The organism is Mycobacterium sp. IDUB_17, assembly GCF_055419465.1.
Genome location: NZ_JBVAXS010000003.1, coordinates 803,617 through 826,494 on the forward strand (window position 1 = coordinate 803,617; position 22,878 = coordinate 826,494).

At 68.1% G+C, this 22,878-nt stretch carries 21 protein-coding genes and 1 tRNA gene; 9 read left to right on the forward strand and 13 right to left on the reverse strand.

Features of this window, described 5'->3' with window-relative positions; genetic code table 11:
- The first annotated feature begins 4 nt into the window (after positions 1-4).
- Positions 5-997 carry a stage II sporulation protein M gene (locus ACZYZ7_RS16820; protein WP_463741362.1) on the forward strand — a complete coding sequence of 331 codons (993 nt, stop codon included), beginning with the start codon at positions 5-7 and terminating at the stop codon, positions 995-997.
- Here the strand turns inward: ACZYZ7_RS16820 and ACZYZ7_RS16825 are convergent.
- The 5 genes from ACZYZ7_RS16825 to ACZYZ7_RS16845 are packed head-to-tail and all read right to left on the reverse strand — an operon-like array spanning position 994 to position 5,941.
- Positions 994-2,316 (reverse strand): DUF58 domain-containing protein, encoded by a 1,323-nt coding sequence (locus ACZYZ7_RS16825; protein ID WP_463741363.1) that lies wholly within the window; start codon positions 2,314-2,316, stop codon positions 994-996. The genes ACZYZ7_RS16820 and ACZYZ7_RS16825 overlap by 4 nt on opposite strands.
- Positions 2,316-3,275 (reverse strand): AAA family ATPase, encoded by a 960-nt coding sequence (locus ACZYZ7_RS16830; RefSeq protein ID WP_210115595.1) that lies wholly within the window; start codon positions 3,273-3,275, stop codon positions 2,316-2,318. Before ACZYZ7_RS16830 ends, ACZYZ7_RS16825 begins: the two co-directional genes overlap by 1 nt.
- Positions 3,272-4,384 (reverse strand): DUF4350 domain-containing protein, encoded by a 1,113-nt coding sequence (locus ACZYZ7_RS16835; protein ID WP_463741364.1) that lies wholly within the window; start codon positions 4,382-4,384, stop codon positions 3,272-3,274. The genes ACZYZ7_RS16830 and ACZYZ7_RS16835 overlap by 4 nt, the downstream gene beginning before the upstream one ends.
- Positions 4,381-4,968: a DUF4129 domain-containing protein gene (locus ACZYZ7_RS16840; protein WP_463741365.1), complete on the reverse strand. Its 588-nt coding sequence runs from the start codon at positions 4,966-4,968 to the stop codon at positions 4,381-4,383. The genes ACZYZ7_RS16835 and ACZYZ7_RS16840 overlap by 4 nt, the downstream gene beginning before the upstream one ends.
- A gap of 1 nt (position 4,969) precedes the next feature.
- Positions 4,970-5,941 carry a DUF7847 domain-containing protein gene (locus ACZYZ7_RS16845; RefSeq protein WP_463741366.1) on the reverse strand — a complete coding sequence of 324 codons (972 nt, stop codon included), beginning with the start codon at positions 5,939-5,941 and terminating at the stop codon, positions 4,970-4,972.
- 39 nt (positions 5,942-5,980) lie between these two features.
- On the opposite strand from ACZYZ7_RS16845, the gene ACZYZ7_RS16850 reads away from it, so the two are divergent.
- Together ACZYZ7_RS16850 and ACZYZ7_RS16855 are read left to right on the forward strand one after the other, a co-directional pair.
- Positions 5,981-6,655 carry an SIMPL domain-containing protein gene (locus ACZYZ7_RS16850; protein WP_463741367.1) on the forward strand — a complete coding sequence of 225 codons (675 nt, stop codon included), beginning with the start codon at positions 5,981-5,983 and terminating at the stop codon, positions 6,653-6,655.
- Positions 6,656-6,675: 20 nt separating this feature from the next.
- Positions 6,676-7,140 (forward strand): GatB/YqeY domain-containing protein, encoded by a 465-nt coding sequence (locus ACZYZ7_RS16855; protein ID WP_463741368.1) that lies wholly within the window; start codon positions 6,676-6,678, stop codon positions 7,138-7,140.
- Between the two features lie 6 nt (positions 7,141-7,146).
- Here the strand turns inward: ACZYZ7_RS16855 and ACZYZ7_RS16860 are convergent, their stop codons facing one another.
- Both ACZYZ7_RS16860 and ACZYZ7_RS16865 read right to left on the reverse strand, forming a co-directional pair.
- Positions 7,147-7,941, reverse strand: coding sequence for an acyl-CoA thioesterase (locus ACZYZ7_RS16860; RefSeq protein ID WP_135459130.1), 795 nt, complete (start codon positions 7,939-7,941; stop codon positions 7,147-7,149).
- 36 nt (positions 7,942-7,977) lie between these two features.
- Positions 7,978-8,475 (reverse strand): SRPBCC family protein, encoded by a 498-nt coding sequence (locus tag ACZYZ7_RS16865; RefSeq protein WP_463741369.1) that lies wholly within the window; start codon positions 8,473-8,475, stop codon positions 7,978-7,980.
- Positions 8,476-8,544: 69 nt separating this feature from the next.
- Here ACZYZ7_RS16865 and ACZYZ7_RS16870 point away from each other — a divergent pair, with 69 nt between their 5' ends.
- Entirely contained in the window at positions 8,545-9,678 is a 1,134-nt protein-coding gene (locus tag ACZYZ7_RS16870; protein WP_463741370.1) for a serine/threonine-protein kinase, read from the forward strand.
- A 48-nt stretch (positions 9,679-9,726) separates the two neighbouring features.
- On the opposite strand, the gene ACZYZ7_RS16875 is transcribed toward ACZYZ7_RS16870, so the two are convergent.
- The 4 genes from ACZYZ7_RS16875 to ponA2 form a co-directional block, all read right to left on the reverse strand.
- Positions 9,727-9,800 (reverse strand) — tRNA-Pro (locus tag ACZYZ7_RS16875).
- Positions 9,801-10,044: 244 nt separating this feature from the next.
- The gene (cds1, locus tag ACZYZ7_RS16880) at positions 10,045-11,151 is read right to left on the reverse strand and encodes an L-cysteine desulfhydrase Cds1 (RefSeq protein ID WP_450072353.1); all 1,107 of its coding nucleotides are present in this window, start codon (positions 11,149-11,151) and stop codon (positions 10,045-10,047) included.
- Positions 11,148-12,092 carry a metallophosphoesterase gene (locus tag ACZYZ7_RS16885; protein WP_450072354.1) on the reverse strand — a complete coding sequence of 315 codons (945 nt, stop codon included), beginning with the start codon at positions 12,090-12,092 and terminating at the stop codon, positions 11,148-11,150. The genes cds1 and ACZYZ7_RS16885 overlap by 4 nt, the downstream gene beginning before the upstream one ends.
- Before the next feature lie 27 nt (positions 12,093-12,119).
- On the reverse strand, positions 12,120-14,570 hold the full coding sequence (ponA2, locus tag ACZYZ7_RS16890) for a transglycosylase/D,D-transpeptidase PonA2 (RefSeq protein WP_450072355.1): 2,451 nt from the start codon (positions 14,568-14,570) through the stop codon (positions 12,120-12,122).
- Between the two features lie 325 nt (positions 14,571-14,895).
- Here ponA2 and ACZYZ7_RS16895 point away from each other — a divergent pair, with 325 nt between their 5' ends.
- The 5 genes from ACZYZ7_RS16895 (at position 14,896) to ACZYZ7_RS16915 (ending at position 20,720) form a co-directional block, all read left to right on the forward strand.
- Entirely contained in the window at positions 14,896-15,225 is a 330-nt protein-coding gene (locus ACZYZ7_RS16895) for a WhiB family transcriptional regulator (protein ID WP_090430830.1), read from the forward strand.
- Positions 15,226-15,319: 94 nt separating this feature from the next.
- Entirely contained in the window at positions 15,320-16,933 is a 1,614-nt protein-coding gene (locus ACZYZ7_RS16900; RefSeq protein ID WP_463741371.1) for a PucR family transcriptional regulator, read from the forward strand.
- A 123-nt stretch (positions 16,934-17,056) separates the two neighbouring features.
- Positions 17,057-18,424, forward strand: a complete 1,368-nt coding sequence (locus tag ACZYZ7_RS16905; protein ID WP_463741372.1) for a diaminopimelate decarboxylase — start codon at positions 17,057-17,059, stop codon at positions 18,422-18,424.
- A gap of 26 nt (positions 18,425-18,450) precedes the next feature.
- Positions 18,451-19,863 carry an amino acid permease gene (locus tag ACZYZ7_RS16910; RefSeq protein WP_450072358.1) on the forward strand — a complete coding sequence of 471 codons (1,413 nt, stop codon included), beginning with the start codon at positions 18,451-18,453 and terminating at the stop codon, positions 19,861-19,863.
- On the forward strand, positions 19,860-20,720 hold the full coding sequence (locus ACZYZ7_RS16915) for a serine hydrolase (RefSeq protein WP_450072359.1): 861 nt from the start codon (positions 19,860-19,862) through the stop codon (positions 20,718-20,720). The genes ACZYZ7_RS16910 and ACZYZ7_RS16915 overlap by 4 nt, the downstream gene beginning before the upstream one ends.
- Here the strand turns inward: ACZYZ7_RS16915 and bagB are convergent.
- Positions 20,687-21,820 carry an ArsA family ATPase gene (bagB, locus tag ACZYZ7_RS16920; RefSeq protein WP_450072360.1) on the reverse strand — a complete coding sequence of 378 codons (1,134 nt, stop codon included), beginning with the start codon at positions 21,818-21,820 and terminating at the stop codon, positions 20,687-20,689. The two genes, ACZYZ7_RS16915 and bagB, sit on opposite strands and share 34 nt — an antisense overlap.
- The gene (bagA, locus tag ACZYZ7_RS16925; protein WP_450072443.1) at positions 21,820-22,851 is read right to left on the reverse strand and encodes an ArsA family ATPase; all 1,032 of its coding nucleotides are present in this window, start codon (positions 22,849-22,851) and stop codon (positions 21,820-21,822) included. Before bagA ends, bagB begins: the two co-directional genes overlap by 1 nt.
- Between the last annotated feature and the right edge of the window lie 27 nt (positions 22,852-22,878).

Below are 22,878 nucleotides of genomic sequence, written 5' to 3' on the forward strand. Positions count from 1 at the left end.
CCAGGTGGATGTCGATGCGTTCGTCGTGGCCCATCGCCCCACCTGGGACCGGTTGGAGCAGTTGGTAAGACGACGCCGACGGTTGACCGGTGCCGAGGTCGACGAGCTCGTCGACCTCTATCAACGGGTCTCCACGCATCTGTCGATGGTGCGATCGGCCTCGCAGGATTCGGTACTGGTCGGTCGGTTGTCGGGGCTCGTGGCCCGGGCTCGCGCCGCGGTGACCGGTGCGCATGCCCCGCTGTGGCGTGAATTCGTCCGGTTCTGGACGGTGTCCTTCCCGGTGGTGGCCTACCGGTCCTGGCGCTGGTGGCTCGGATCGGCGGTGGCATTCTTCATCGTCGCCGTGGCAATGGCGCTGTGGATATCGGGCAACCCCGAGGTGCACGCCGCCATCGGAACCCCCAGCGAGATCGACGAATTGGTCAACCACGACTTCGAGTCGTATTACAGCGAGCACCCGGCCGCCTCATTTGCGTTGCAGGTCTGGGTGAACAACTCCTGGGTGGCCGCCCAGTGCATCGCCTTCGCGATCGTGCTCGGGCTGCCCATCCCGTACGTGTTGTTCCAGAACGCGGCGAACCTCGGCGTGAACGCCGGGCTGATGTTCAGCGCGGGTAAGGGGGACCTCTTCCTCGGCCTGATCACCCCGCACGGACTGCTCGAGCTGACCGCGGTGTTCCTGGCCGCGGCGGTCGGGATGCGGCTGGGCTGGACCGTGATCGCCCCCGGCGACCGGCCCCGCGGCCAGGTGCTGGCCGAACAGGGCCGGGCGGTGGTCGCGGCCGCCGCCGGACTGGCCGTCGTGCTGCTGGTGTCCGGTCTGATCGAGGCGCTGGTGACGCCGTCGCCGCTGCCCACGTGGATGCGGATCGGCATCGGCGTCGCCGCCGAACTGGCCTTCCTGGGCTACGTGTTCCATTTCGGGCGCAAGGCCGTGCGGGTGGGGGAGAGCGGCGACCTCGAGGACGCACCCGATGTAGTTCCCACTGCTTAGAGCTTGCCTGCCGCCTTCATCGCCAGGTAGTGGTCGGCCAGCGCCGGCGCCAGGTCTTCCGGCCGAGCGTCGACCACATCGACACCGTGCCCGCGCAACCGCGAGGCAATGGCCCGGCGGTCATTACGGGCCCGCTCGGCGGCGGCGGCGTCATAAACCTGTGCGGCATCGGAACGACCGGCGGCCAACTGGTCCACCCGTGGATCGGCGACCGCGGCCAGCAGCACCTGATGGCGCGCCGACAGTTGCGGCAGAACCGTCATCAATCCCTCATCGAGGGCCGAGGCATTCAGATCGGTCAGCAGCACCACCAGGGCCCGGCCCCGCACCCGGCGCAACACCGCCGAAACCATTGCGGTGGCATCGGATTCCACCAGCGCCGGCTGTATCGGTGCCATCGCCGCGACGAGTGAGGCCAGCAGTTCGGTGCGCGAGGCGCCCCACACCCCGGCGCGGGTGATGCGGTCGATGGCCAGGAAGTCGACGTGATCGCCGGCCCGCGAGGCCAGGGCCGCCAGCAGCAGCGCCGCATCCATCGACCAGTCCAGTCGCGGCCACCCGCCCGGATCCAGCGAGGTCGGGTCCACCCCGACCCGGCCGGCCGAGGTACGTCCGGTGTCGAGCACGATCACCACCCGCCGGTCGCGCTCCGGGCGCCAGGTACGCACCACCACGTCGGCGCGCCGTGCAGTGGCCCGCCAGTCGATGGAGCGGACATCGTCGCCGACCACATATTCACGCAGGGAGTCGAATTCGGTGCCCTGACCGCGGATCAACACCGGTATCGCGCCGTCCAGCTGCCGCAGCCTGGCCAGCCGGGACGGCAGGTGCTTGCGGGACAGGAACGGCGGCAGGATGCGTACCTGCCCGGGCAGCCGCTGCGAACGTTGCCGACCCGCCAACCCCAACGGGCCGATCGAACGCACCGTGACCAGCTCGCTGCGTTGGTCACCGCGTCGCACCGGATGCAACCGGGTGGCCAGGGAAACCTGCTGTCCGGCAGCGATGTTCACCTGGTGCGAGCGTGGCTGCGCCGACGCGCTGGGCGGCCAGGCGTCGCGAATCGCGCCGCGCACCGGGCGGCGTCCGGTGTTGTGCACGTTGAGCACCGCGTCGACCGTCTGGCCCAGGCGTGCGGTGGACTCACCGCCGCGGGCCAGGCGCAGCCCGCCGATCCGGCCGGCCAGCGCCACATCGGCGGCCACGGCCACGGTCAGCAGCGTCCCCAGCACCGCGAAAGCCGTTGCCGGCCAGGGGGCCAACGCGATCGGCAGCACACAGACCAGGGCCACCAGACCGGCGCGGCCGGTGAGAATCATCAGCGCGGTACCGGAACGGCGGCCAGGATGCCGTCCAGCACTCCGTCGGCGGTGGCACCCTCCAGCTCGGCCTCCGGGCGCAGCGCCACCCGGTGGCGCAGCGTGGACCGCGCCATCGCCTTGACGTCGTCGGGGGTGACGTAGTTGCGGCCGGAGAGCCACGCCCAGGACCGTGACGTGCCCAGCAGTGCGGTCGCGCCACGCGGTGACACGCCGAGCTGCAGCGACGGGGAATGCCGGGTGGCCCCGACGATGTCGACGATGTACCCCAGCACCTCGTCGCCGGCCAGCACCTGCCGCACCGCATCCCGGGCGGCCGCCAGCTCAGCAGCCCCGGCCACCGGCTGTACGGCCGACAGGTCACGCGGGTCGAACCCCTGCGCGTGCCGGCCTAGGATGGCGATCTCCTGATCCCGCGGCGGCAGCGGCACCGTGAGCTTCAACAGAAAGCGGTCCAGCTGAGCCTCGGGCAGCTGGTAGGTGCCCTCGTACTCGATCGGGTTCTGGGTCGCAGCGACGATGAACGGGTCGGGCAGCGGACGCGGCAGGCCGTCGACGCTGACCTGACGCTCCTCCATGGCCTCCAGAAGTGCCGCTTGGGTTTTCGGCGGTGTCCGGTTGATCTCGTCGGCCAACAGCAGATTGGTGAACACCGGGCCGGAGCGGAACTCGAACTCGGCGGTGCGCGCGTCGTACACCAGCGAGCCCGTGACGTCGCCGGGCATCAGGTCCGGTGTGAACTGCACCCGCTTGAACTCCAGTTGCAGGGCCGCGGCCAGCGTGCGCACCAGCAGCGTCTTGGCCACACCGGGTACCCCCTCCAGCAGCACGTGCCCGCGGCACAGCAGCGCCACCACCAGTCCGCTGATCACGGCGTCCTGACCGACCACCACCTTCGCGATCTCGTTGCGCAGGGCCAGCAGCGCTTCACGGGCCTGGTCGGAGGTGGGCTGAGTCACGAGTGTGCGACCTGCCTTTCGATGTCGTCGAGTTGGTGTGCGAGGTGGACGAGTTCGGCGTCGGTGGCCGGGGGCGGGCCGAACAGGATGTAGCCGGCCGAGTTCGCGGCGGTGCCGCAGCGCACGGCGACAGCGGCCGCGACGGCCTGCGGTGGCGCTGCGGTGTTCAAGCCGAGTCTCGGCAACAGCCGGCCCAGCGCCGCGGTGCGCAACGCGTCGGCGGCCCGGTCGCGCGCCCGGCGGGAGCGGTACAACCGCCCACGGCCCTCGACGGTCTCCGAGGCGCGGACCACGACCGGCAGGGATTCGGCCACCAATGGGCCGAGGCGCCGGGCCTGAGCCACCGCCAGCAGCGCCACCACCAGACACAGCTGCAGGACGATCCACCGGACCTGCGGCGGCATCAGATCCGACAACTTGCCGTCACCGGTCGAACTGGCCTCGAAATGCTGTGGTGCATACCAGATCACCCGTGGCGCGGCGCCGGCCAGATTCATCGCCAAGGCGGCGTTGCCCTCTTTGAGCAGACGTGAGTTCGTCATGAAGTCGCCGGTGCCGACCACGGTCACGGTGCGCGGCCCGTCGTGGTAGCGGGCCAATGCGCCGTCGTAACAGAGGGTGACCGGGGTACTCCCGGCGGCGGCATAGGTATCGGTGGTGCCCAGCTGTGTCCGGCCGGCCCGATTCGCCTCGGGCAGCTCGCAATCCGGCTCGCCGCCGCCGAACTCCGTGGGCGTGTCGAGCCGGACCTGCGGGGCCAGCTTCTCCCTGGTGAGCCCTGAGGGCGCCACGAGCAGCAGGTCGCCGGGGGCATCGGTCAGCCGGGCCACGGTTTCTTGGCTGGCCAGGAACATCGTCTGCGCCACCACAAGCAGGGTGCCGGGGCGCGCGGCCCGCTGTGCCTCGTCGGCGGTGTCGGCGATGACCACCTCGACACCGTGGTCGCGCAGCAGGCTGACCAACGCGTGCGTCCCGTCCGGCGAAGTCGACTCGGGATCCATCACCCCACCCGGGCGTGGGGCGGTCAGGTACACCGTCGCGACCGCCAGCACGACGATGACGACGAATGTCAGCAGCACCCAGCGGGCCGTGCGAAGACGCTCTCTCATGCGGGGACCACTTCGTCGAGCGCTGCGATCGCCCGATAGGTCGATTCGGTGCCCGGCTGCTCACCGTAGGTGACGTCGTTGAATGTGGTTGCCGCGCTGAATAGTTCGGCCGACAGGCTGGGCAGTGCTGCCGCGGCGTCGCGGGCGAGTTCGGTCGCGGTACGCCCGGGGACGGCGTCGAGCACCCCGGTTTCCTCAAGGCGGCGGGCCAGCGCGCGGACCCGATGCCGGATCGCCGCCGACCAATCGCCTTGTGCGGCATATTGTTCAGCGATCGACCGGTGCTGTGCGGCGCTGAGCTCCTGGCTGCCGAACAGGGCCTGGTCCGCGGTACGGGAGGTCCGCATCGTGCGACGCGCGATCCGCACCGCCACCACAACGGCCACCACGATGAGGATCACCAGCACCGAGATGGTGAACCAGCCACCGGGAATCGTGGAACCCGCGGCGGTGATCCGGTACAGCAGATCTTTGAGCCACTCGCCGATCTGATCGATCGGCGACGCCCGAGGGTAGATCGGCTTGGTCAGTTCGTTCTGCGCAGCGTCGTGCGCCGCGTCCCGGTCGATGTCGATGCTCGTCACCTCAGGTGGTCCGGGGCAGCCATAGTTGGTCGGCGGTCTCGACCGGTGCACCCGCACCCGTCGCCAGCATCAGATCGAACGCCTCGGCCCGGAACCGGCGATCGGCATACAGCAGCACCACCACACCCGCGCTGAACGGTGCGGTGACGATCTGCCCGATCGCGGCACCGACGGTGCTCAGGATCAGCGCCGGCATCGTGGGGCCGTCGGCGACCATCGTCATGATCTCCCCGGCCACGTTGAACGGCGCACCCACTCCCCAGCCGATCACCGCGGCCACGATCGTGGCCAGCACCCAGATGCCGAACACACGCCAGAAATCCTTGTTCACCAACGTGAATGAGCGCCTGACCGCCGCGACGATGCCGAGGTGCTCCAACACGATCACCGCGGGGGCGAACAACAGAACCGTCGACACGTAGAGCACGCCGAGCAGCGCCACCGGCACCAACAGCGCGCCGACCGCGAACGCGGCCAGGCCGCCGCCGAGGGCGCTCGCACCGACGATGACGATGGCGACGCCGCCGGCGACGACGGCCAACGCCATGGCCTGTAACGCGGTCAGCCCGATCAGCGCGGGTAACCGGCCGCGCAGCCGCTGCCAGGCCTCACCGACGGTGATGCTTCCACCGAACACCGAGCGGCCGATCACCACCGTGAGCATGCCGCTGAGCAGAAGTGAGGCCAGCGTGGTGACCACGATGCCGGTGAACGCACCACCGGCGAACGCCGCGATCGCCCCGGCGGACGGCGCCTCGCCCTGCAGCGTGGAGTCGAATTCGCCGAGCGCGGACAACGGCCCGACTTGCAGTGCGAGCGTGATGATCTGCGAGGCGAGCACGACCACGGTGGCAAGCCCCAGCGTCGCTTTCGGGTTGGTGCGGACGTAGGCGACCGCGCCGTTGAAGATGTCGGTCAGGCTCAACGGACGAAGCGGGATGACGCTCCCGAGATAAGGCCGACCGCTCGTCATCCCTTCACCGTAGTTCCCGTCAGCAACTACGGTGTGGGCATGCCGACCGAGATCATCGTGCGCGGGTCGTTCTCCGCCTTTCAGCCGCCCGAGCGTGCGACGGTCCACGCCACTCTCGGCTACGAAGGCCCGGCCATCGAGCCGGTGTACCAGCGGGTGGTCCGCGACCTGGACGCGGTGAAATCCTCGATCACACCGCTACACAACCCCGATGGCGGCCCGGTCACCTGGTGGTCCACCGGCCAGGTGCGTACCTGGGCCGACCGGCCCTGGAACAACGAGGGCAAGCAGCTGCCGCTGGTGCACCATGCCAGCGTCGACATCAAGGTCAAATTCAGCGATTTCACCGCGCTGTCACGGTGGGTCGGCGGCCACGTCACCGAGACCGGCGGGTTCGCGTTGTCGCGGATCGAATGGGCGCTGACCGCAGAACATCGCGACGAACTCGTCGTCGAGGTGCACACCGCCGCCGTGCGGGACGCCGTCACCCGGGCCCAGCGTTATTCCGACGCACTGGGCCTCGGGCCGGTCCGGCCGGTGGTGATCGGCGATGCCGGCATGGTGAGCCGGCCGCCCGAGGACTCGTCGGCACCGCGGGCCCTGCGGGCGATGGCCACCACCCGCGGTGGTGGTGCGCCGGAACTGGACTTTTCACCCGCCGATATCGAGGTCGCGATATCGGTCGATGCGAAATTCGTGGCGGGCGAGGGCTAGTCGCAGCGTAGGTTGACGCTATGGCCGAGCTCAAGGACAAGCTGCGCGCGGATTTGACCAGCGCGATGAAGTCGCAGGACAAGTTGCGCACCGCAACCCTGCGGATGGTGTTGGCCGCGATCGGAAGCGAGGAGGTCTCGGGCAAGCAGGCTCGCGAGCTGTCCGATGCCGAGGTGATCGCGGTGCTGGCCCGCGAATCGAAGAAGCGCGGCGAGGCGGCCGAGATCTATACCCAGAACGGCCGCGGCGAATTGGCGGCCAACGAGCACGCCGAGGCCCGCGTCATCGACGAGTACCTGCCCACCCCGCTGACCGACGCCGAACTCGCCGACGTCGCCGACACCGCCATCGCACAGGTCGCCGAGCAGATCGGGGAGCGCCCCGGCATGCGTCAGATGGGCCAGGTGATGAAGGCCGCCACGGCAATTGCGGCGGGCAAGGCCGACGGTGCGCGGCTTTCCGCGGCGGTCAAGGCGCGGCTGTAGCGCGGCTCAGACGGGGATCCGCCAGAGTGCTTCCTGGCTGACGCTGGCGATCAGCGTGCCCGCAGCGTCGTAGAGCGAGCCGCGAGCCAGCCCACGGGAATCGTTGTGGTTCGCCGACTCCAACTCGTAACGGTGCCAGCCGCGGGGCACGAACGGGCGATGGAACCAGATCGAGTGGTCGAGGCTGGCGGCGAAGCCGAGATCGGACCGCAGCGGGACCGACGGCGGAAGCGCCGAGGGGACCGGTCCGAGGTCGGACAGAAACGTCAGGGTGCAGGCCCGGATCAGCGGATCGTCCTCGATCTCGTGCTGTGTGCGGATCCAGAACGGCGAGATCGCGAACTCGGAGTGGTCGGTGGGCATGGTGCGCAGGTCGAACTTGTCACCGAAATCCATGACATCGTGCTTGGGGCTGGCCGCGTCGAACTCCAGGGCCGGCGGAGTCTCGGGGGACCAGTCCAGACCCGGCTCGGGCTGATGGAACGAGGCCATCATCTCCAGGATGACCTTGCCGTCCTGGCTGGCGGTGACGTGCCGGGTGGCGAACGCGCGCCCGTCGCGGGTGCGGTCGACGTGGAATTCGACGTCGGCGTTGTAGCTGCCGCCGCGGACGAAGTAGGCGTGCAGCGACTGCGGCAGCTTGCCGTCGTCCACGGTGGCCCCGGCCACTGCCAGCGACTGCGCCGCGATCAGGCCGCCGAACAGCCGCTCGGTCGCCCCTCTGCGTGGTTCGCGAATGCAGAAGTCATCGCCGTGACGGTCGAACTGCAACAGTTGGGCGATCCAGCTCAGCGCGGCCATCGGCCGAGGCTATCAACTGCTTGGTTGGGGCTTCGCTCACACCTGCTTGGCGAAATAGCGCTGGCCGTCGGAGGCCAGTCGCCCGAACGCCGCCTTGACCACCGGCGCCAAGCCTTTGAACGGCAGCGCGAACAGCGGCTTCGGCTCGATCGCGACGATCCAGGTGAACTGCGTCTGTCCGTCGCCCGTGGGTTCGACCAGGTAGTCCTCGGCGAACCGGCGCAACGACGGAATGTTGGCGTGATCAACGGTGAACGAGTAGCGGCGGCCCTCCTCCCAGCGGAAGAACGTCTCATGCACCCGGACCACCCCGGGTGCCAGCGTCACTTCACGGGAGCTGCCGACACCGAAGGGCCGCGGCGTCAACCAGTTCACCTTGGTGACCGACGGACCCCACGCGGCCAGGGACTCATCGGATACCAGCGACTCCCACACCTTTTCGGGCGGTGCGGCGAAGCGCTTGTGATAGGCGAAGATGTGCGGCGCCGTCGTGAAGAAATCGGGATCGGCGGGTTCCAGCGTGAACCGGGGCATGGTGCCAGCATGCCGCAGAACGGCACTGCGGGATACTGGGTTGCAAGCCCATTTCCGGAGGGGAGAAATATGACGGCGGCGCTCGGCGGCCGCTACGAGCTACGCGGCGTGCTCGGCCGCGGCGGCATGGCCGAGGTGCACGATGGCTGGGACACCAGGCTGTCGCGTCCGGTCGCGGTCAAACTGCTCTATCCGGCCCTGGCCGCCGACGAGGTGACGCGTCGGCGGTTCGAGAACGAGGCGCGGGCCGCCGCCGCGCTGAACCACCCGAACATCGTCGCGGTCCACGACAGCGGTGAAGACCGCGGGACGCCGTACATCGTGATGGAGCGGCTGCCCGGGCCCACCCTGGCCGAGGAGATCGCGGCCGGACCGCTGTCCGCTGACCGCGTGCGCTGGGTGCTGGCCGACCTGCTCGGTGCGCTGACCGCAGCACACGAGGCAGGAATCCTGCACCGCGACATCAAACCCGGCAACGTCCTGATCACCGCGTCCGGTACCGCCAAGCTCGCCGACTTCGGAATCGCCAAGACCGACGGGGCCGCCCACACCCGAGTCGGGATGGTCTTCGGCACCGCGAATTACCTGAGCCCACAACGGATTACCGGCCGGCCGGCGTCGCCGTCGGATGATCTGTACGCCCTCGGCGTGCTCGGATATGAGGCATTGACCAGGCGGCTTCCGTTCGAACGCGACAACCCCGTGGCCACCATGCGGGCGGTTCTGGAGGAGCCGCTGGTGCCGATCGGGGTGCTGCGTCCGGACGTCGATCCGGTTCTGATCCGCGTGCTGGAACGCGCTATGGCGCGGGATCCGGCCTACCGCTTCGCCGATGCCGCCGAGATGCGCGCTGCCCTGCAGGCTGCGCCACCGGCGCGGCCCGCGACCCTGCTGCTGCCGTCTCCACCCCCGCCGCCCGCGCCCCGTCGCTCCCGCGTCCGGATGGCCCTGCTGACCGCAGGCCTTCTGGCCGGTGTCATCCTCGGGGCCATCTTGTTGATCTCGGACCCTCCGCCGCAGCGTGCGCCCGTCACGCCGGTGACCACGTCTGTTGAGCCGACCGTGCCGGCCGCGACGAGCATCCCGACGTTCACGCCGACCGTGCCCGAGGACCAGTGGGATCAGGGCAACAACGGGAACGGCAATGGCAACGGCAACGGCCATGGGAATGGCAAGGGCCACGGCAAGAAGGGCCACGGATAAAAGCAAGGCCCAGACCGGATTTCTCTGGTCTGGGCCTTGCTTGCACTGTCGGGGTGGCGGGATTCGAACCCACGACCTCTTCGTCCCGAACGAAGCGCGCTACCAAGCTGCGCCACACCCCGCGTGAAGCTTCGACAGCCTATCGCACCGGGTACCTCGAAAGCCAAACGGCCACCTCTGCGCCGATTTCTACCTCTGGGTTGTGGCGCGGCGCGGATCGCAGCCCAGGCGTAGAAAACGGCGGGCAACGGGAAGGAATGCGTGGGTGGGTGGCGTTATACAACTCATGACTGTCCTGGGCGCCTCCGTCTACCTAGGGTTCTTCGCCCTGGCGGCGTTGTGGCTGTTCCTGACGGCCGAGACGGATCAGGACCAGCTGCCCGAGCGCTCGAACTCCGAGAGCACCGCCGCGGACTCCGAGGTGTCCAGCCCCTGGGCGCTGAGCCAGTCCGCATCGAAGTAGGTATCCGCGTAGCGGTCACCGCTGTCGGCCAGCAGGGTCACCACCGACCCGCTGCGGCCGTGCGCGATCATCTCGGCCAGCAGCTGGAACGCGCCCCACAGGTTGGTCCCGGTCGACGGACCGACCCGGCGTCCCAGCACGCGGCTCGCGTGATGGGCCGCTGCCACCGACCCGCCGTCGGGGACGGCAATCATCTGATCGACCACACCCGGCAGGAACGACGGCTCGACCCGCGGCCTGCCGATGCCCTCGATACGTGAGGACGCGCCCGTCACGACGTCATCGCGGCCCTGCGAGAAGCCGGGGAAGAACGCCGAATTCTCCGGGTCGACGACACACAACTGCGTGGCATGTCTGCGGTAGCGGATGTAGCGGCCGATCGTTGCGCTCGTGCCGCCGGTGCCGGCCCCCACCACGATCCACTCCGGGACCGGATGCGGCTCCAGGCGCATCTGCTCATAGATCGACTCGGCGATGTTGTTGTTGCCGCGCCAGTCGGTGGCCCGCTCGGCATTGGTGAACTGGTCCAGATAGTGCCCGCCGGTCTCCTCGGCCAACCGATGCGCCTCGGCATACACCTGCGACGACTCGGCGACGAAATGGCAACGGCCGCCCTGGGCTTCGATCAGCGCGATCTTCGAACCGCTCGTCGAGGCCGGCACCACGGCGATGAACGGCAGACCGAGCAGCGCTGCGAAGTACGCCTCCGACACCGCCGTCGACCCCGAGGACGCCTCGATGATCGTGGTGCCCTCACCGATCCAGCCGTTGCACAACCCGTACAGGAACAGGGAACGGGCCAGCCGGTGCTTGAGGCTGCCGGTGATGTGGGTGGACTCGTCCTTGAGGTACAGCGCGACGTCCACTTCCTCGCGCCATCTGGTGGGCAGCGGATACCGCAACAGGTGGGTGTCGGCGCTGCGCTTGGAATCAGCCTCGATCAGCCGCACCGCGTTGTCGACCCACCGGCGTGGCCGGGGCCGCGACGCGGTACAGCCCGCTTCGCTCAACGGGCCGAGACGGTCGGGCTGGATTGCCCGGCCCTGATCCCGACGTGCCCGCCACCGGTCGGCGCTGCGACCAGCGTCAGCAGCGTGGCCTCCGGGCGGCAGCAGAACCGCACGGGCGCGAACGGCGACGTGCCGATGCCCGCCGACACATGCAGCTGCATGTGCGATCCCCACTTCGAGGCGCCCTTGGCCCGGGACCGGTCCAGCTCGCAGTTGGTCACGATGGCCCCGTAGAACGGCAGGCACAGCTGCCCGCCGTGGGTGTGCCCGGCCAGCACCAGCTGATAGCCGTCGGCGGCGAAGCGATCCAGCACCCGCGGTTCGGGGGAGTGGGTGAGACCCAACGTCAGATTCGCCGCACCGTTGGCCCGGCCGGCGATGGTGTCGTAGCGGTCGCGCTTGAGATGAGGATCGTCGACGCCGGCCACCGAGATGTGCAGCCCGGCCACCTCGACGTCGCGACGGATGTGGGTCATGTCGAGCCAGCCGCGCTCGGTGAACGCCGCGCGCAGGTCCTGCCACGGCAGCGGCTCACCGTGCGTCCGGTGCTGCGGATTGGTGACGTAGTTCAGCGGGTTCTTCAGCCGCGGTGCGAAATAGTCGTTGCTGCCGAACACGAACAGGCCGGGCGCCGACAGCAGGTCGGTCAATGACTGGACCACGGCAGGCACGGCCTTCGGGTGGGCCAGGTTGTCGCCGGTGTTCACCACCAGATCGGGCTCGAGGCGCGCGAGATCACGCAGCCAGGCCTGCTTGCGACGCTGGTTGGGACGCATATGCAGATCGGAAAGGTGCAGCACCCGCAGGGGTGAGGAGCCCGGCGCCAGTACCGGCATGGTCGCTTCCCGCAGTACGAACGCATTGCGCTCGATGAGGGACGCGTAGCCGATTCCGGCAACCAGCGAACCGGCGGTGACGGCAGCTGCCTTCTTCACTGACATGCAGGCAAGCCTACTGCGAACCGCTCATCACGGGGGCGGTGGAGGCCCGAGCACCGGAACGGTGATCGGCGGCAGACCCGGGATTTCGACCACCGTCTGGCCGATCTCGGGCGGCGGACCACCTGGCATCGGGAACGGGAATTCGGGCGGCGGCGGGGCCGGCGGGATGCCGTTGCTGATCTGGATGGTGATGATCGAGCCGGGAATCGTCTGCCCGCTGGGAGCGGTCCCGACCACGGTGCCGGCGCGCGAGCTGCTGTTGACCGAGGCGGAACCGTCGGCCACCTGGAATCCGGACTCCTTGAGCCGCAGGCGCGCGGCCGTCTCATCCAGTCCGGTCACGGTCGGCACCACCGAACCCGGCCCGCCGTCGACGTAGCGCGGGTCGGTCGGCGGCAGGGCGACCGGGCCGAAGTTGTTGGCGATCGGCTTCAGCGCCGTGAACCACGTACGGGCCGGCTCGTTACCGCCGAACAGATTGCCGTCGCCGCACTGGCGCAGCGGGAACGAGCACAGCTCGCCCGGGGTGGTGGAGTCGTCATAGATGTAGTTGGCCGCGGCGTACTGGTTGGTGAAGCCCAGGAAGCCCGACGAGCGGTGCGCCTCGGTGGTGCCGGTCTTGCCCGACATGGGCAGGTCCCAGCCCACCGAACCGGCCGAACCGGAGGCGGTACCGCCGGCCTGGTCGTCCTTGCTCATGGCATTGGCCAGGGTGTTGGCCAGGCCCTCGGGCACTGCCTGATCGCACGTCTCGGTGGTCACCGACACCTCATTGCCGCGCCGGTCGAGTACCTGGGCGATCGGGTTGGGCGGGCACCAGGTCCCGCCCGAGGCCAACGTGGCCGCCACATTCGACAACTCGAGTGCGTTGACCTCGATGGGGCCCAGGGTGAACGAGCCGATGTTCTGGCGTTTGACGAAGTCGGCGAGGCTTTCGTTGCTCTCCGGGTCGTAGTCGCGGGCGGTGCCGGGCAACGCGTAGGACCGCAGCCCCAGCTTGACCGCCATGTCGACCGACCGCTGCACGCCGATCTGCGAGATGAGCTTGGCGAATGCGGTGTTCGGCGAGGTGGCCAGGGCATCGGTGACGCTCATCGAGCCTCGGTAGCCGCCGGCGTTCTTCACACACCAGGTTTCCTTCGGGCATCCCGGGGTGTCGCTACTGCCCAGCCCCTTGGCCTGAAAGAACGGAGGCACCTGCAGCTGAGTGTTGATGCCCATTCCCATGTCCATGGCCGCGGCCGTGGTGAAGATCTTGAAGATCGACCCGGCGCCGTCGCCGACGAGTGAGAACGGCTGCGGCTGCATGGTCTCGCCGGCGTCGGTGTTCAGGCCGTACGTGCGATTGCTGCCCATCGCCAGGACCGGATGAGATTCCTTACCGGGCTTGATCACGCTCATGACGCTGGCGACGCCGGGGGTATCCGGCCGGGCGATGCTGTCGATCGCCGACTTCACCGTGCCCTGCACGTCCGGGTCCAGCGTGGTCTTGATCAGATAACCGCCCTTGGCGACCTGCTCCTTGGACAGCCCGGCGCGGGCCAGATACTCCAGCGCGTAATCGCAGAAGAACGCCCGGTCACCGGCGGCGATGCAGCCGCGCGGGAGCTCGTTGGGCTGCGGCAGGATGCCCAGCGGCTGCTGCTTGGCGGCCCGCAGCGCCTCGGCTTCCTGAGGGATGTTGTCGATCATGGTGTCCAGCACCAGGTTCCGCCGAGCCAGGGCACCGTCCGGGTTGGTGTAGGGATTGAGCGCGCTGGTGGACTGCACCATGCCGGCGAGCAGGGCGGCCTGCTGCCAATTCAGCTCCGAGGCATTGACACCGAAATAGGTCTGGGCGGCGTCCTGAACGCCGAACGCGCCGCTACCGAACGAGACCAGGTTGAGATAGCGGGTCAGGATCTCGGGCTTGGTGAACGTCTTGTCCAGCGTGAGCGCCATCCGGATCTCGCGCAGTTTGCGGGCCGGAGTGGTCTCGATCGCGGCGCGGCGCTCGGCATCGGTCTGGGCGACGACGAGAAGTTGGTAGTTCTTCACGTACTGCTGCTCGATCGTCGAACCGCCGCGGGTGTCCATGTCGCCGCTCATATATCCGGTCAGGCCGGTCAGCGTGCCCTGCCAGTCCACGCCGTTGTGTTCGGCGAACCGCTTGTCCTCGATCGAGACCAGGGCGAGCTTCATGGTGTTGGCGATCTGGTCGGTGGGCACCTCGAAGCGGCGCTGTGAATACAGCCAGGCGATCGTGTTGCCCTTGGCGTCGACCATCGTCGAGACCTGCGGAACCTCGCCGTCCACCAGGGCGGCCGAGCCGTTGGCCACCACATCGGAGGCCCGGTTGGACATCAGGCCGAATCCACCCACGAGGGGGAACATGAACGTGGCCACCAACACGCTGGCCAACAGGCAGCACCAGGCGAGTTTGATGATGGTGACCGCTTGGGGTGGCTGCGCGGGCGGTCGTGTCGGCTGCTCCGGCATGGGTACAGAGTAACTATCTCGCTGAGGCGGCCTTCTCGCGAGCGGGGCCACCGTCATATCCCGCTTGCCTGCAGAAACACCTCAGAGGGCCACGACTCCGGCTAGACGGCACGGCCGTCCCAAAAAAGTGGGTCGCAAACTGTTGCGTTAATACCCTCTGACCACCTAGCTTGGACACACAGTGCGATCCAGGTTACACGGGCTGGCGCAATGTGGCGTAGATCGCAGAGGCGCTCTACACCGGGAGGTTCAAGGCCCGCCGTCTGGGGAGATGGCTGGAACGAAGGGATCGCTGGTGTCAGGTACACGAACTGTCGCAGACAAGATGAACGCTTCCGCCCCAGCCGCCAACCTGGTTCACCGAGGCGAGGGGGAAGCCCGGATCGCCTGGGTTTCCCAGGCGAGATGCCGCCAGGCCGATCCGGACGAGTTGTTCGTTCGCGGTGCAGCTCAGCGCAAGGCCGCGGTGATCTGCAGGCACTGCCCCGTGATCCTCGAATGCGGTGCAGATGCACTGGACAACCGCGTGGAATTCGGAGTTTGGGGCGGCATGACAGAACGTCAGCGTCGTGCCCTGCTCAAGCAGCATCCCGAAGTCATCTCCTGGTCCGAGTTCTTCGCCGCCCAGCGCAAGCACCACCGCAGCGCGGTCTAGCCTCCGTGTCCTTACGCGGGCTCACTCGGCCCGCGCGCGCCAAAATGCAGCCGACGGTAGTGTTTTCGGTTGTGGCACATGGTAATCAGCAGCAGTGAGTGAGCCTGCCAGCGTTCTTCCGTTGTCGGCGATGGTTTCTGGTGCCGCCGGCATGCTGATACCGCTGCCTGCGGCGGAAACCGGCGACGATCCGTTGTTGAGCGACGTCGCCCTGCATGAGCCCGGCACCCCGGCGGACTACAGCGGCACCATCGTGTTCGTCAGCACTCGCGTCGAGGACCGCTTCGCGCTCGGGTCGTTGCTCGATGAGGTGGGAACCGCTGCGGCCGTTGTGCTTCCACCCGACGCGACAACCGACGTGTCGATGTTGCCCAGCCACTCCACCAGACTGTTCCGGCGTTCACCATGGGTGGGCTGGAGCGAGCTGTTCCGGGTCCTGGTCCGGCTGCTCGGTGCGGGCCGCATCGTCAGCCCGGCCCCGCAGGTGGACAACTTGCAGGCTCTGGCCCGGTGGATCAGCAGCCAGACCGGCGCTCCGGTGACGATCGAGGACCTGGATTCCAGAGTCCTGGCGTATGCCGTCGTCGGGCCGGGTGTCGACCCGATCCGAAACCAGACGATCCTGGGTGGCGCGGTACCCGCCTGGCGGGTCGAGCGGCTGATGTCCACCGGATTCCTGCCCGCGGTCTGGCGATCCGATGACGTGGTCGTGCGCAATGCCGAGGATGACGACCCGGCCCGCATGGTGGTCGCGATGAAATCCGGCACCGAAACGCTCGGCACGATCTGGGCGGCGTTGGACGACGACACCGATCGCGAAGAACTACGGCAGCTGCTGCTGCAGGTGCGTCAGACCGCCGCGGCGATGATGCTGCGAGAAGTCCACCGCGACCAATACGAACGCCGACTCCAGGAGTCGGCTCTGGTCGACCTGCTATCGCGCGGGGTGGACCCCGGAGTCCCGGCGGCGTTGCTCGGGCTGCAACCGGACAGCAGACACACCGTGGTCGCGCTGGGGTCCGATACTCCCGCGTCGCGCTCCCTGATGTTCCATGTTCAGGCCCTGCGGGCCGGCGCCCGGACGGCGCGGGTCGGGGACGATCTGTTCGTCGTGCTGCCGGTGCTGGACGACGAGTCCGCCGAGGCGGATCTGGCCGACAGCCTGTCGAGGCATTTGACCCGGGTTTCGGCTGCCCACGCCGGCCCGGTCGCGGTCGGTCCCGTCGTCGACGCCATCGCCTACTTGCGGAATTCCGCAATCGTCGCCCGTCAGGTCCTCGACGCAGCCGCACTCAGCGTCGCGCAACAGCCGCGCGACCAGCGGCCTGTGCTCACCGCTGCCGACGTGCAGGACGCGCTGACCCTGGTTCGGGCGGCCGATCTGCTCGATCCGATGACCGACACGATCACCGAACCGCTGTCTGCCCTGCGCCGGCACGACACCGATCACGGCACCGCGTTCATCGACACCGTCGCGGCCGTGCTCGACCACCCGGGCAATCTGAGCGGGGCGGCCCGGGACCTGGGCATCCACGCCAATTCGCTGCGGTACCGACTGGACCGGATCCGTGTGGTCTCCGGTATCGACCTGCACTCGGCGGCAGCCCGCCTCCGCGCGTCCCTGGGGCTGCTGGTGTGGGAACGACGCGGTGAGGTCCGCGCCGCCCGCCCGCCCGTCGACATCGACAAGAATCGCGGATCCGGTTAGTGCATTTCGGAGATACCGCCATCAGGGTCTCGGGGGCTTCCTCCGAATCCGACGAAGATCCGCGCGGAATTCCTCAGCCCGCATGGCTCTCCCCACCATGGGCTGTATTCATAGGGTTTATCTGTGATTGATGCACCACTGCGTACCGGGCAACCACTGCCGGATCCGGACACGCTCCTGCACCGGCGCGGCGAAATCGTGGCCGGTGTGGTTCGGCAGGGATTCATCGGCGACCTGCACCCGATGTGCGGAGTCATCGACCTGGACACCCTCGATGAACTGATGCGGTCGCTGACCGAGGCCTACCCGTCGAGCATGCCGGCACTGCACACCATCGCGGCCAAGGCCATCACCCTGCGCCCGGTGCTCGCGCGGTTCGCCCAGGCGGGATTCGGATGCGAGGTGGCCAGCCCCGGTGAGCTCGAGCTGGCGCTGGCCGCGGGCTTCCCGGCAGAACGCATCGTGTTCGACTCTCCGGCCAAGACCACGACGGAGATAGAGCGGGCGCTCGCGCTGGGGGTGTCGTTCAACATCGACAACTTCGAGGAGCTGACGCGGGTCGATCAGACGATCGCCCGGGCGGCTGGGCATCGGTCGGTGATCGGGATGAGGCTGAATCCCCAGACCGGCGCCGGCACCATCGGCGCCATGAGCACGGCCACCACCACCTCCAAGTTCGGGATCGGGCTGGCCGACCATCGCGACGAAATCGTCGACGCCTTCGCGGACCGGCCGTGGTTGACCCAGCTGCACGTGCACAGCGGATCGCAGGGGATGAGCCTCGCGCACGCCGCCGAGGGCGTACGGCTGGTGGCCGAGCTCGCCGCCGAGATCACCGCACGGGTCGGCTTCCGGCAGATTCAGCGGATCGACATCGGCGGAGGATTGCCGGTCAACTTCGAATCCGACGACATCACACCAAGTTTCGCCGATCACCGCGCCGCGTTGGAGGCTGCGGTACCGCAACTGTTCGACGGCACGTACGCCTTGGTGACCGAGTTCGGACGGGCGCTGACGGCCAAGGCCGGCACCATCGTCGCCCGGGTCGAGTACACGAAAGTCACCGGCGGCCGGCCGATCGCCATCACCCACGCCGGTGTGCAGGTGGCCACCCGTACGATCTTCGCGCCCGAGGCGTGGCCGTTGCGGGTCGAGATCTACGACCGGCAGGGGCGGCGCCGCGACGACGGTATGCGGGTACAGGATGTGGCCGGGCCCGCCTGCTTCTCCGGTGACATGATGGCCGTCGGCCGCGAATTGCCGTTCATTCGCGGGGGAGACCTGGTGGCTGTTCCGGATACCGGCGGCTACTACTTCTCCACTCACTTCTCGTACAACGCGCTGCCCCGACCCGCGGTGTACACCGTGGGGACCGACGCCGAGGGCGACCGACGCTGGTCGCTTGCCCGTCGGGCCCAGACGATCGAACAGATCGTCACCGAGGCCGGAGAACCGTCTCTTGTGCCGCTGCCTCTGCTCCCGTCCGCCTGACCCTCCGACTGATTGCGACCGCCCACATGCTCGAATCGACATCCCAGTCGTCCTCTACCGACGAACCCCGCTCCGGCCTGGCCAGGTCGCTGAAAACGCGACACATGACGATGATCGCGATCGGCGGTGCCATCGGAGCCGGGCTGTTCGTCGGTAGCGGTGCGGTCATCAAGACCGCCGGCCCCGCCGCGATCCTGTCCTACGTTCTGGCCGGCGCGCTGGTGTTGTGCACCCTGCGCATGCTGGGCGAGATGGTGGTCGCAAAGCCGCGGACCGGTGCGTTCGCCGACTACGCCCGGATGGGCATCGGGCCCTGGGCGGGCTTCACCCTCGGCTGGTTGTACTGGTACTACTACGTGATCATCATCGCGGTGGAAGCCGTTGCCGGGGCGAAGATCCTGTCCGTCTGGGTCGGTTTGCCGCTGTGGATCATGGCCATGCTGTTGATGGCCGTGATGACCGTGACCAACCTGATCTCGGTGCGGTGGTTCGGTGAATTCGAGTTCTGGTTCTCCGGCATCAAGGTCGCCGCCATCGTGTCCTTCATCGTGCTGGGCTTGCTGTGGGTCCTGGGGTTGTGGCCGGGCGATACCAGCGGACTGAGCAATCTGGTGTCCCACGGCGGCTTCGCGCCCAACGGCGTCGGGGCGATCCTGGGCGCCGTGGTGGTGGTGATCTTCGCCTTCGGTGGAGCCGAAATCGTCACCATCGCAGCCGCGGAGAGCGCCGAGCCGGCGAAGTCGGTGGCCAGGGCCACCACCGGAGTCATCTGGCGGATCATCCTGTTCTACGTCGGGTCGATCTTCCTCGTCGTGTGCATCCTGCCGTGGAACGACGCATCCGTGCTGTCCAGCCCGTATGTGGCCGCGCTGGACAAACTGGAGATTCCCGGTGCCGGCGCGATCATGAACTTCGTCATCCTCACCGCGGTGCTCTCGGTGCTGAACTCTTCGATCTACACGTCCTCGCGCATGCTGCGGGTCCTCGCGTCACACGGCGACGCGCCGGAGTGGTTGGTGCGCACCAACTCCCGCGGCGTACCGACTCGGGCCGTACTGGCCAGCACGGTCATCGGCTGGATCTCCGTGGTGCTCGCCTACATCGCTCCCGATTCACTGTTCCTGTTCCTGGTGAACTCGTGCGGCGTGGTCGCGATCTTCATGTACGTCATGATCGGCATCTCCGAACTGCGGGTACGCCGGGCCATCGAACGTGAAGACCCGTCCAAGCTGACGCTGAAGATGTGGTTCTTCCCGTATCTGACCATCGTGGTGATCGCGTGTTTCGTCCTGGTGCTGCTGGCCATGCTCTTCGACGTCGATCAGCGCGTCCAGCTGCTGGCCAGCGTGGTTAGCCTCGTCGTGGTCGTGGTGGCCTACGTCCTGCGCAAGCGGTTCGGGCGGGTGCCCGTCGACGCCGAGGTCGCCGAACTGGCATGAGCGGCTTCTTCTCCCGGGCCTCGTCCTGGCTGGCCGGCGCGGCGACCTGGTCGGCCCGCGTCACGGACCTCAACACCGGCCAGACCTTGTGGGAGCACACTCCGGACCGCGTGCTCAAGACGGCGAGTGTGGGGAAGGTCTTCCTGCTGGCCGAGGTGGCACGCCGGTTCGACGACGTGACCCTGAACCCCGGTGAAGTCGTCGCCGCCACAGCCGAGGACCAGGTGGCGGATTCCGGCATCCTCTATCTCCTGCGGCAGCAGGACCACCGGATCGATGACCTATGCCTGCTGATCGGTGCGGTCAGCGACAACATGGCCACCAACATGCTGCTTCGCCGGCTGGGGCTCGACGAGGTGCAGCGCGCCACCCGCGACCTCGGGTTCACCGCCAGCGGGTTGCGGGACCGGGTGCGGCTGAACCGATCCCAGGATGATCCGCTCACCCTCTCAACGGGCAGCGCCGCAGAACTGTGCGACTTCGTCGGACGTCTGCACGCGGGTGACATCCACGGCGCCGCGGCGTCCGAGCGGGTGCGGCGATGGCTCGGCGTCAACACCGATCTGTCCATGGTGGCGCGGGCATTCGGCCTGGACCCACTGGCCCACACCGAGCCCGACGCCGGCTTCGAACTCTGGAACAAGACCGGGACCATCTCCGATGCGCGCATCGACATCGGATGCGTCGGGCACCCTGCGAGCGGGCGCCGGGTGGGCTACGCCGTCCTGGCGAACTGGGCCTGGGGTGAGGACCATCGCGATCCCTGTCTGGAGGCGATGGGGCTGCTGGGCAACGAGATCCGCCGATATCTGGAGGATGCCGGTCAGGCGGCGTCGGCCGCTTCTCCGGTGATCTGATCGGCGATCGCCCGCAGCGCTTCGAGATCGGATACATCGAACGGCAGCGACGGCACGCCGACGATCGCCACATGCGGGTTGGCGCCGGTGAACCGCGACAGCAGTCGGATCTCACGCTTGGCGGTGTGTGCCCGCTCGGCGTGGATGCGCAGCACTGCTGCGGTCAGCGATTCCGGATCCTGCGCCGCCAACTCGTCAGCGGCTTCCTCGGCCTTCTCGGCATGCAGATCGCACAGCGTGGGGTGGGTGCGGTTGAGGATCAGCCCGGCCAGCGGCATGTGCTCGGTCGACAGCCGATCGACGAAGAACGAAGCCTCACGCAGGGCATCAGGCTCGGCTGCCGACACCACCACGAACTGGGTGCCGCGCCGCTTGAGCAATTCGTAGGTGCGGTCGGCCTTCTCGCGGAACCCGCCGAACGTGGCATCCAGTGACTGCACGAAACCTGCCGCGTCGGAAAGCATTTGCGACCCCAGTACGGTGGACAGGGCCTTCATGGCCAGCCCGACGGCGCCGGTGACCAACCGCCCGATGCCGCGTCCCGGCGCCAGCAGCATCCGCCACAGCCGGCTGTCCATGAAGCTGCCCAACCGCTTCGGCGCGTCGAGGAAGTCCAGGGCGTTGCGCGACGGCGGGGTGTCCACCACCACCAGATCCCACTTGTCCTCGGCCAGCAACTGGCCGAGTTTCTCCATCGCCATGTACTCCTGCGTGCCCGCCAGCGACGTCGCCACGGTTTGGTAGAACTGGTTCTCCAGAATGCTGTCGGCGCGGTCCGACCCGGAGTACTGCACCACCATCTCGTCGAAGGTGCGGCGCATGTCCAGCATCATCGCGTGCAGTTCACCGGTGACCTCGGGAGCCAGCGGGACCCGCTGCGGGGTGTTGCCGAGATCCTTGATGCCCAGCGCCTGGGCCAGCCGCTTGGCCGGATCGATGGTGAGCACCACGACGGTGCGGCCGTATTCGGCGGCCCGCAGCGCCATCGCGGCCGCGGTGGTGGTTTTGCCGACTCCGCCTGCGCCGCAACAGACTACGACGCGGTTGGCGGTGTCGGACAGGATGGCGTGCATGTCAAGGGTGGGCGGTTTCGTGCTCACTATCGGACCCCCTGCTGTTCGAGTGCTTCGGCGAGTTCATACAGGCTGCCCAGATCGACACCGTCGGCCAGCGCCGGCAGCTCCAGGCGGGGTACATCGATGGCGTCGAGTAGTTCGGCACTCTCGGCGCGGGCCGCGATCCGGGTGGCATGCTGGATCGATTCGGTGAGCAGGCCGGCGAAGTCGTTGTCCGCCAAGGTGATTCCAGCCTTTTCCAGGTCGGCGCGGACGGCATCGGCGTCGATGTCGCCCTCGGCGGCCTTGGCCAGATCCTCGGCGGGTAGGTAGGCCGGGATGTTGCGGTTGACGATGACGCTCCCGATCGGCAGGCCCATCTCGGTGAGCTCGTCGATCGCCTCCAGCGTCTCCTGGATCGGAAGTGCCTCCAGCAGCGTCACCAGGTGAATGGCGGTCTGCTCGGAGTGCAGCAGCTTGACCACGCCATCGGCCTGGGAGTGCACCGGGCCGCCCTTGGCCAGGTCGGAGACCGCCTTGGTGACATCCAGGAACCGCGAAATACGGCCGGTGGGAGGAGAATCCACCACCACAGCGTCATAGACGCCGCGCTTGCCCTTGGCGTCCTTGGCGGTCCGTGTCACGATCTCTTTGATCTTGCCGGTGAGCAGCACGTCGCGCAGACCCGGCGCGATGGTGGTGGCGAACTCGATGGCCCCGATGCGGCGCATCGCCCGGCCGGCCAGCCCGAGGTTGTAGAACATGTCGAGGTATTCCAGGAACGCGGCCTCGATGTCGATCGCGAGTGCGTTGACCTGACCGCCTCCGTCGGCCGTGGCGACCTTGACCTCCTCGTACGGCAGCGGCGGCACGTCGAACAGCTGCGCGATGCCCTGGCGCTCCTCGACCTCGACCAGCAGCACCTTGCGGCCGCCGGCCGCCAAGGCCAGGGCCAGGGCCGCAGCGACGGTGGACTTGCCGGTGCCGCCCTTACCCGATACGAAATGCAGCCGGGCCTTGGTCAGCCGCGACGGCCAGCCGACGTGTTTGGCGCCGCTCTCAGTGGTTGCCACCAGTGCATGCTAACCAAGCCTGAGCGTCCG

Bases quoted from the DNA above. Each gene is read 5' to 3' on its own strand.
- ACZYZ7_RS16825 (WP_463741363.1), bottom strand. From the start codon at position 2,316: ATGATTCTCACCGGCCGCGCCGGTCTGGTGGCCCTGGTCTGTGTGCTG.
- ACZYZ7_RS16835 (WP_463741364.1), bottom strand. From the start codon at position 4,384: ATGAGAGAGCGTCTTCGCACGGCCCGCTGGGTGCTGCTGACATTCGTC.
- ACZYZ7_RS16845 (WP_463741366.1), bottom strand. From the start codon at position 5,941: ATGACGAGCGGTCGGCCTTATCTCGGGAGCGTCATCCCGCTTCGTCCG.
- ACZYZ7_RS16850 (WP_463741367.1), top strand. From the start codon at position 5,981: ATGCCGACCGAGATCATCGTGCGCGGGTCGTTCTCCGCCTTTCAGCCG.
- ACZYZ7_RS16855 (WP_463741368.1), top strand. From the start codon at position 6,676: ATGGCCGAGCTCAAGGACAAGCTGCGCGCGGATTTGACCAGCGCGATG.
- ACZYZ7_RS16860 (WP_135459130.1), bottom strand. From the start codon at position 7,941: ATGGCCGCGCTGAGCTGGATCGCCCAACTGTTGCAGTTCGACCGTCAC.
- ACZYZ7_RS16865 (WP_463741369.1), bottom strand. From the start codon at position 8,475: ATGCCCCGGTTCACGCTGGAACCCGCCGATCCCGATTTCTTCACGACG.
- ACZYZ7_RS16870 (WP_463741370.1), top strand. From the start codon at position 8,545: ATGACGGCGGCGCTCGGCGGCCGCTACGAGCTACGCGGCGTGCTCGGC.
- ACZYZ7_RS16885 (WP_450072354.1), bottom strand. From the start codon at position 12,092: ATGTCAGTGAAGAAGGCAGCTGCCGTCACCGCCGGTTCGCTGGTTGCC.
- ponA2 (WP_450072355.1), bottom strand. From the start codon at position 14,570: ATGCCGGAGCAGCCGACACGACCGCCCGCGCAGCCACCCCAAGCGGTC.
- ACZYZ7_RS16895 (WP_090430830.1), top strand. From the start codon at position 14,896: ATGAACGCTTCCGCCCCAGCCGCCAACCTGGTTCACCGAGGCGAGGGG.
- ACZYZ7_RS16910 (WP_450072358.1), top strand. From the start codon at position 18,451: ATGCTCGAATCGACATCCCAGTCGTCCTCTACCGACGAACCCCGCTCC.
- ACZYZ7_RS16915 (WP_450072359.1), top strand. From the start codon at position 19,860: ATGAGCGGCTTCTTCTCCCGGGCCTCGTCCTGGCTGGCCGGCGCGGCG.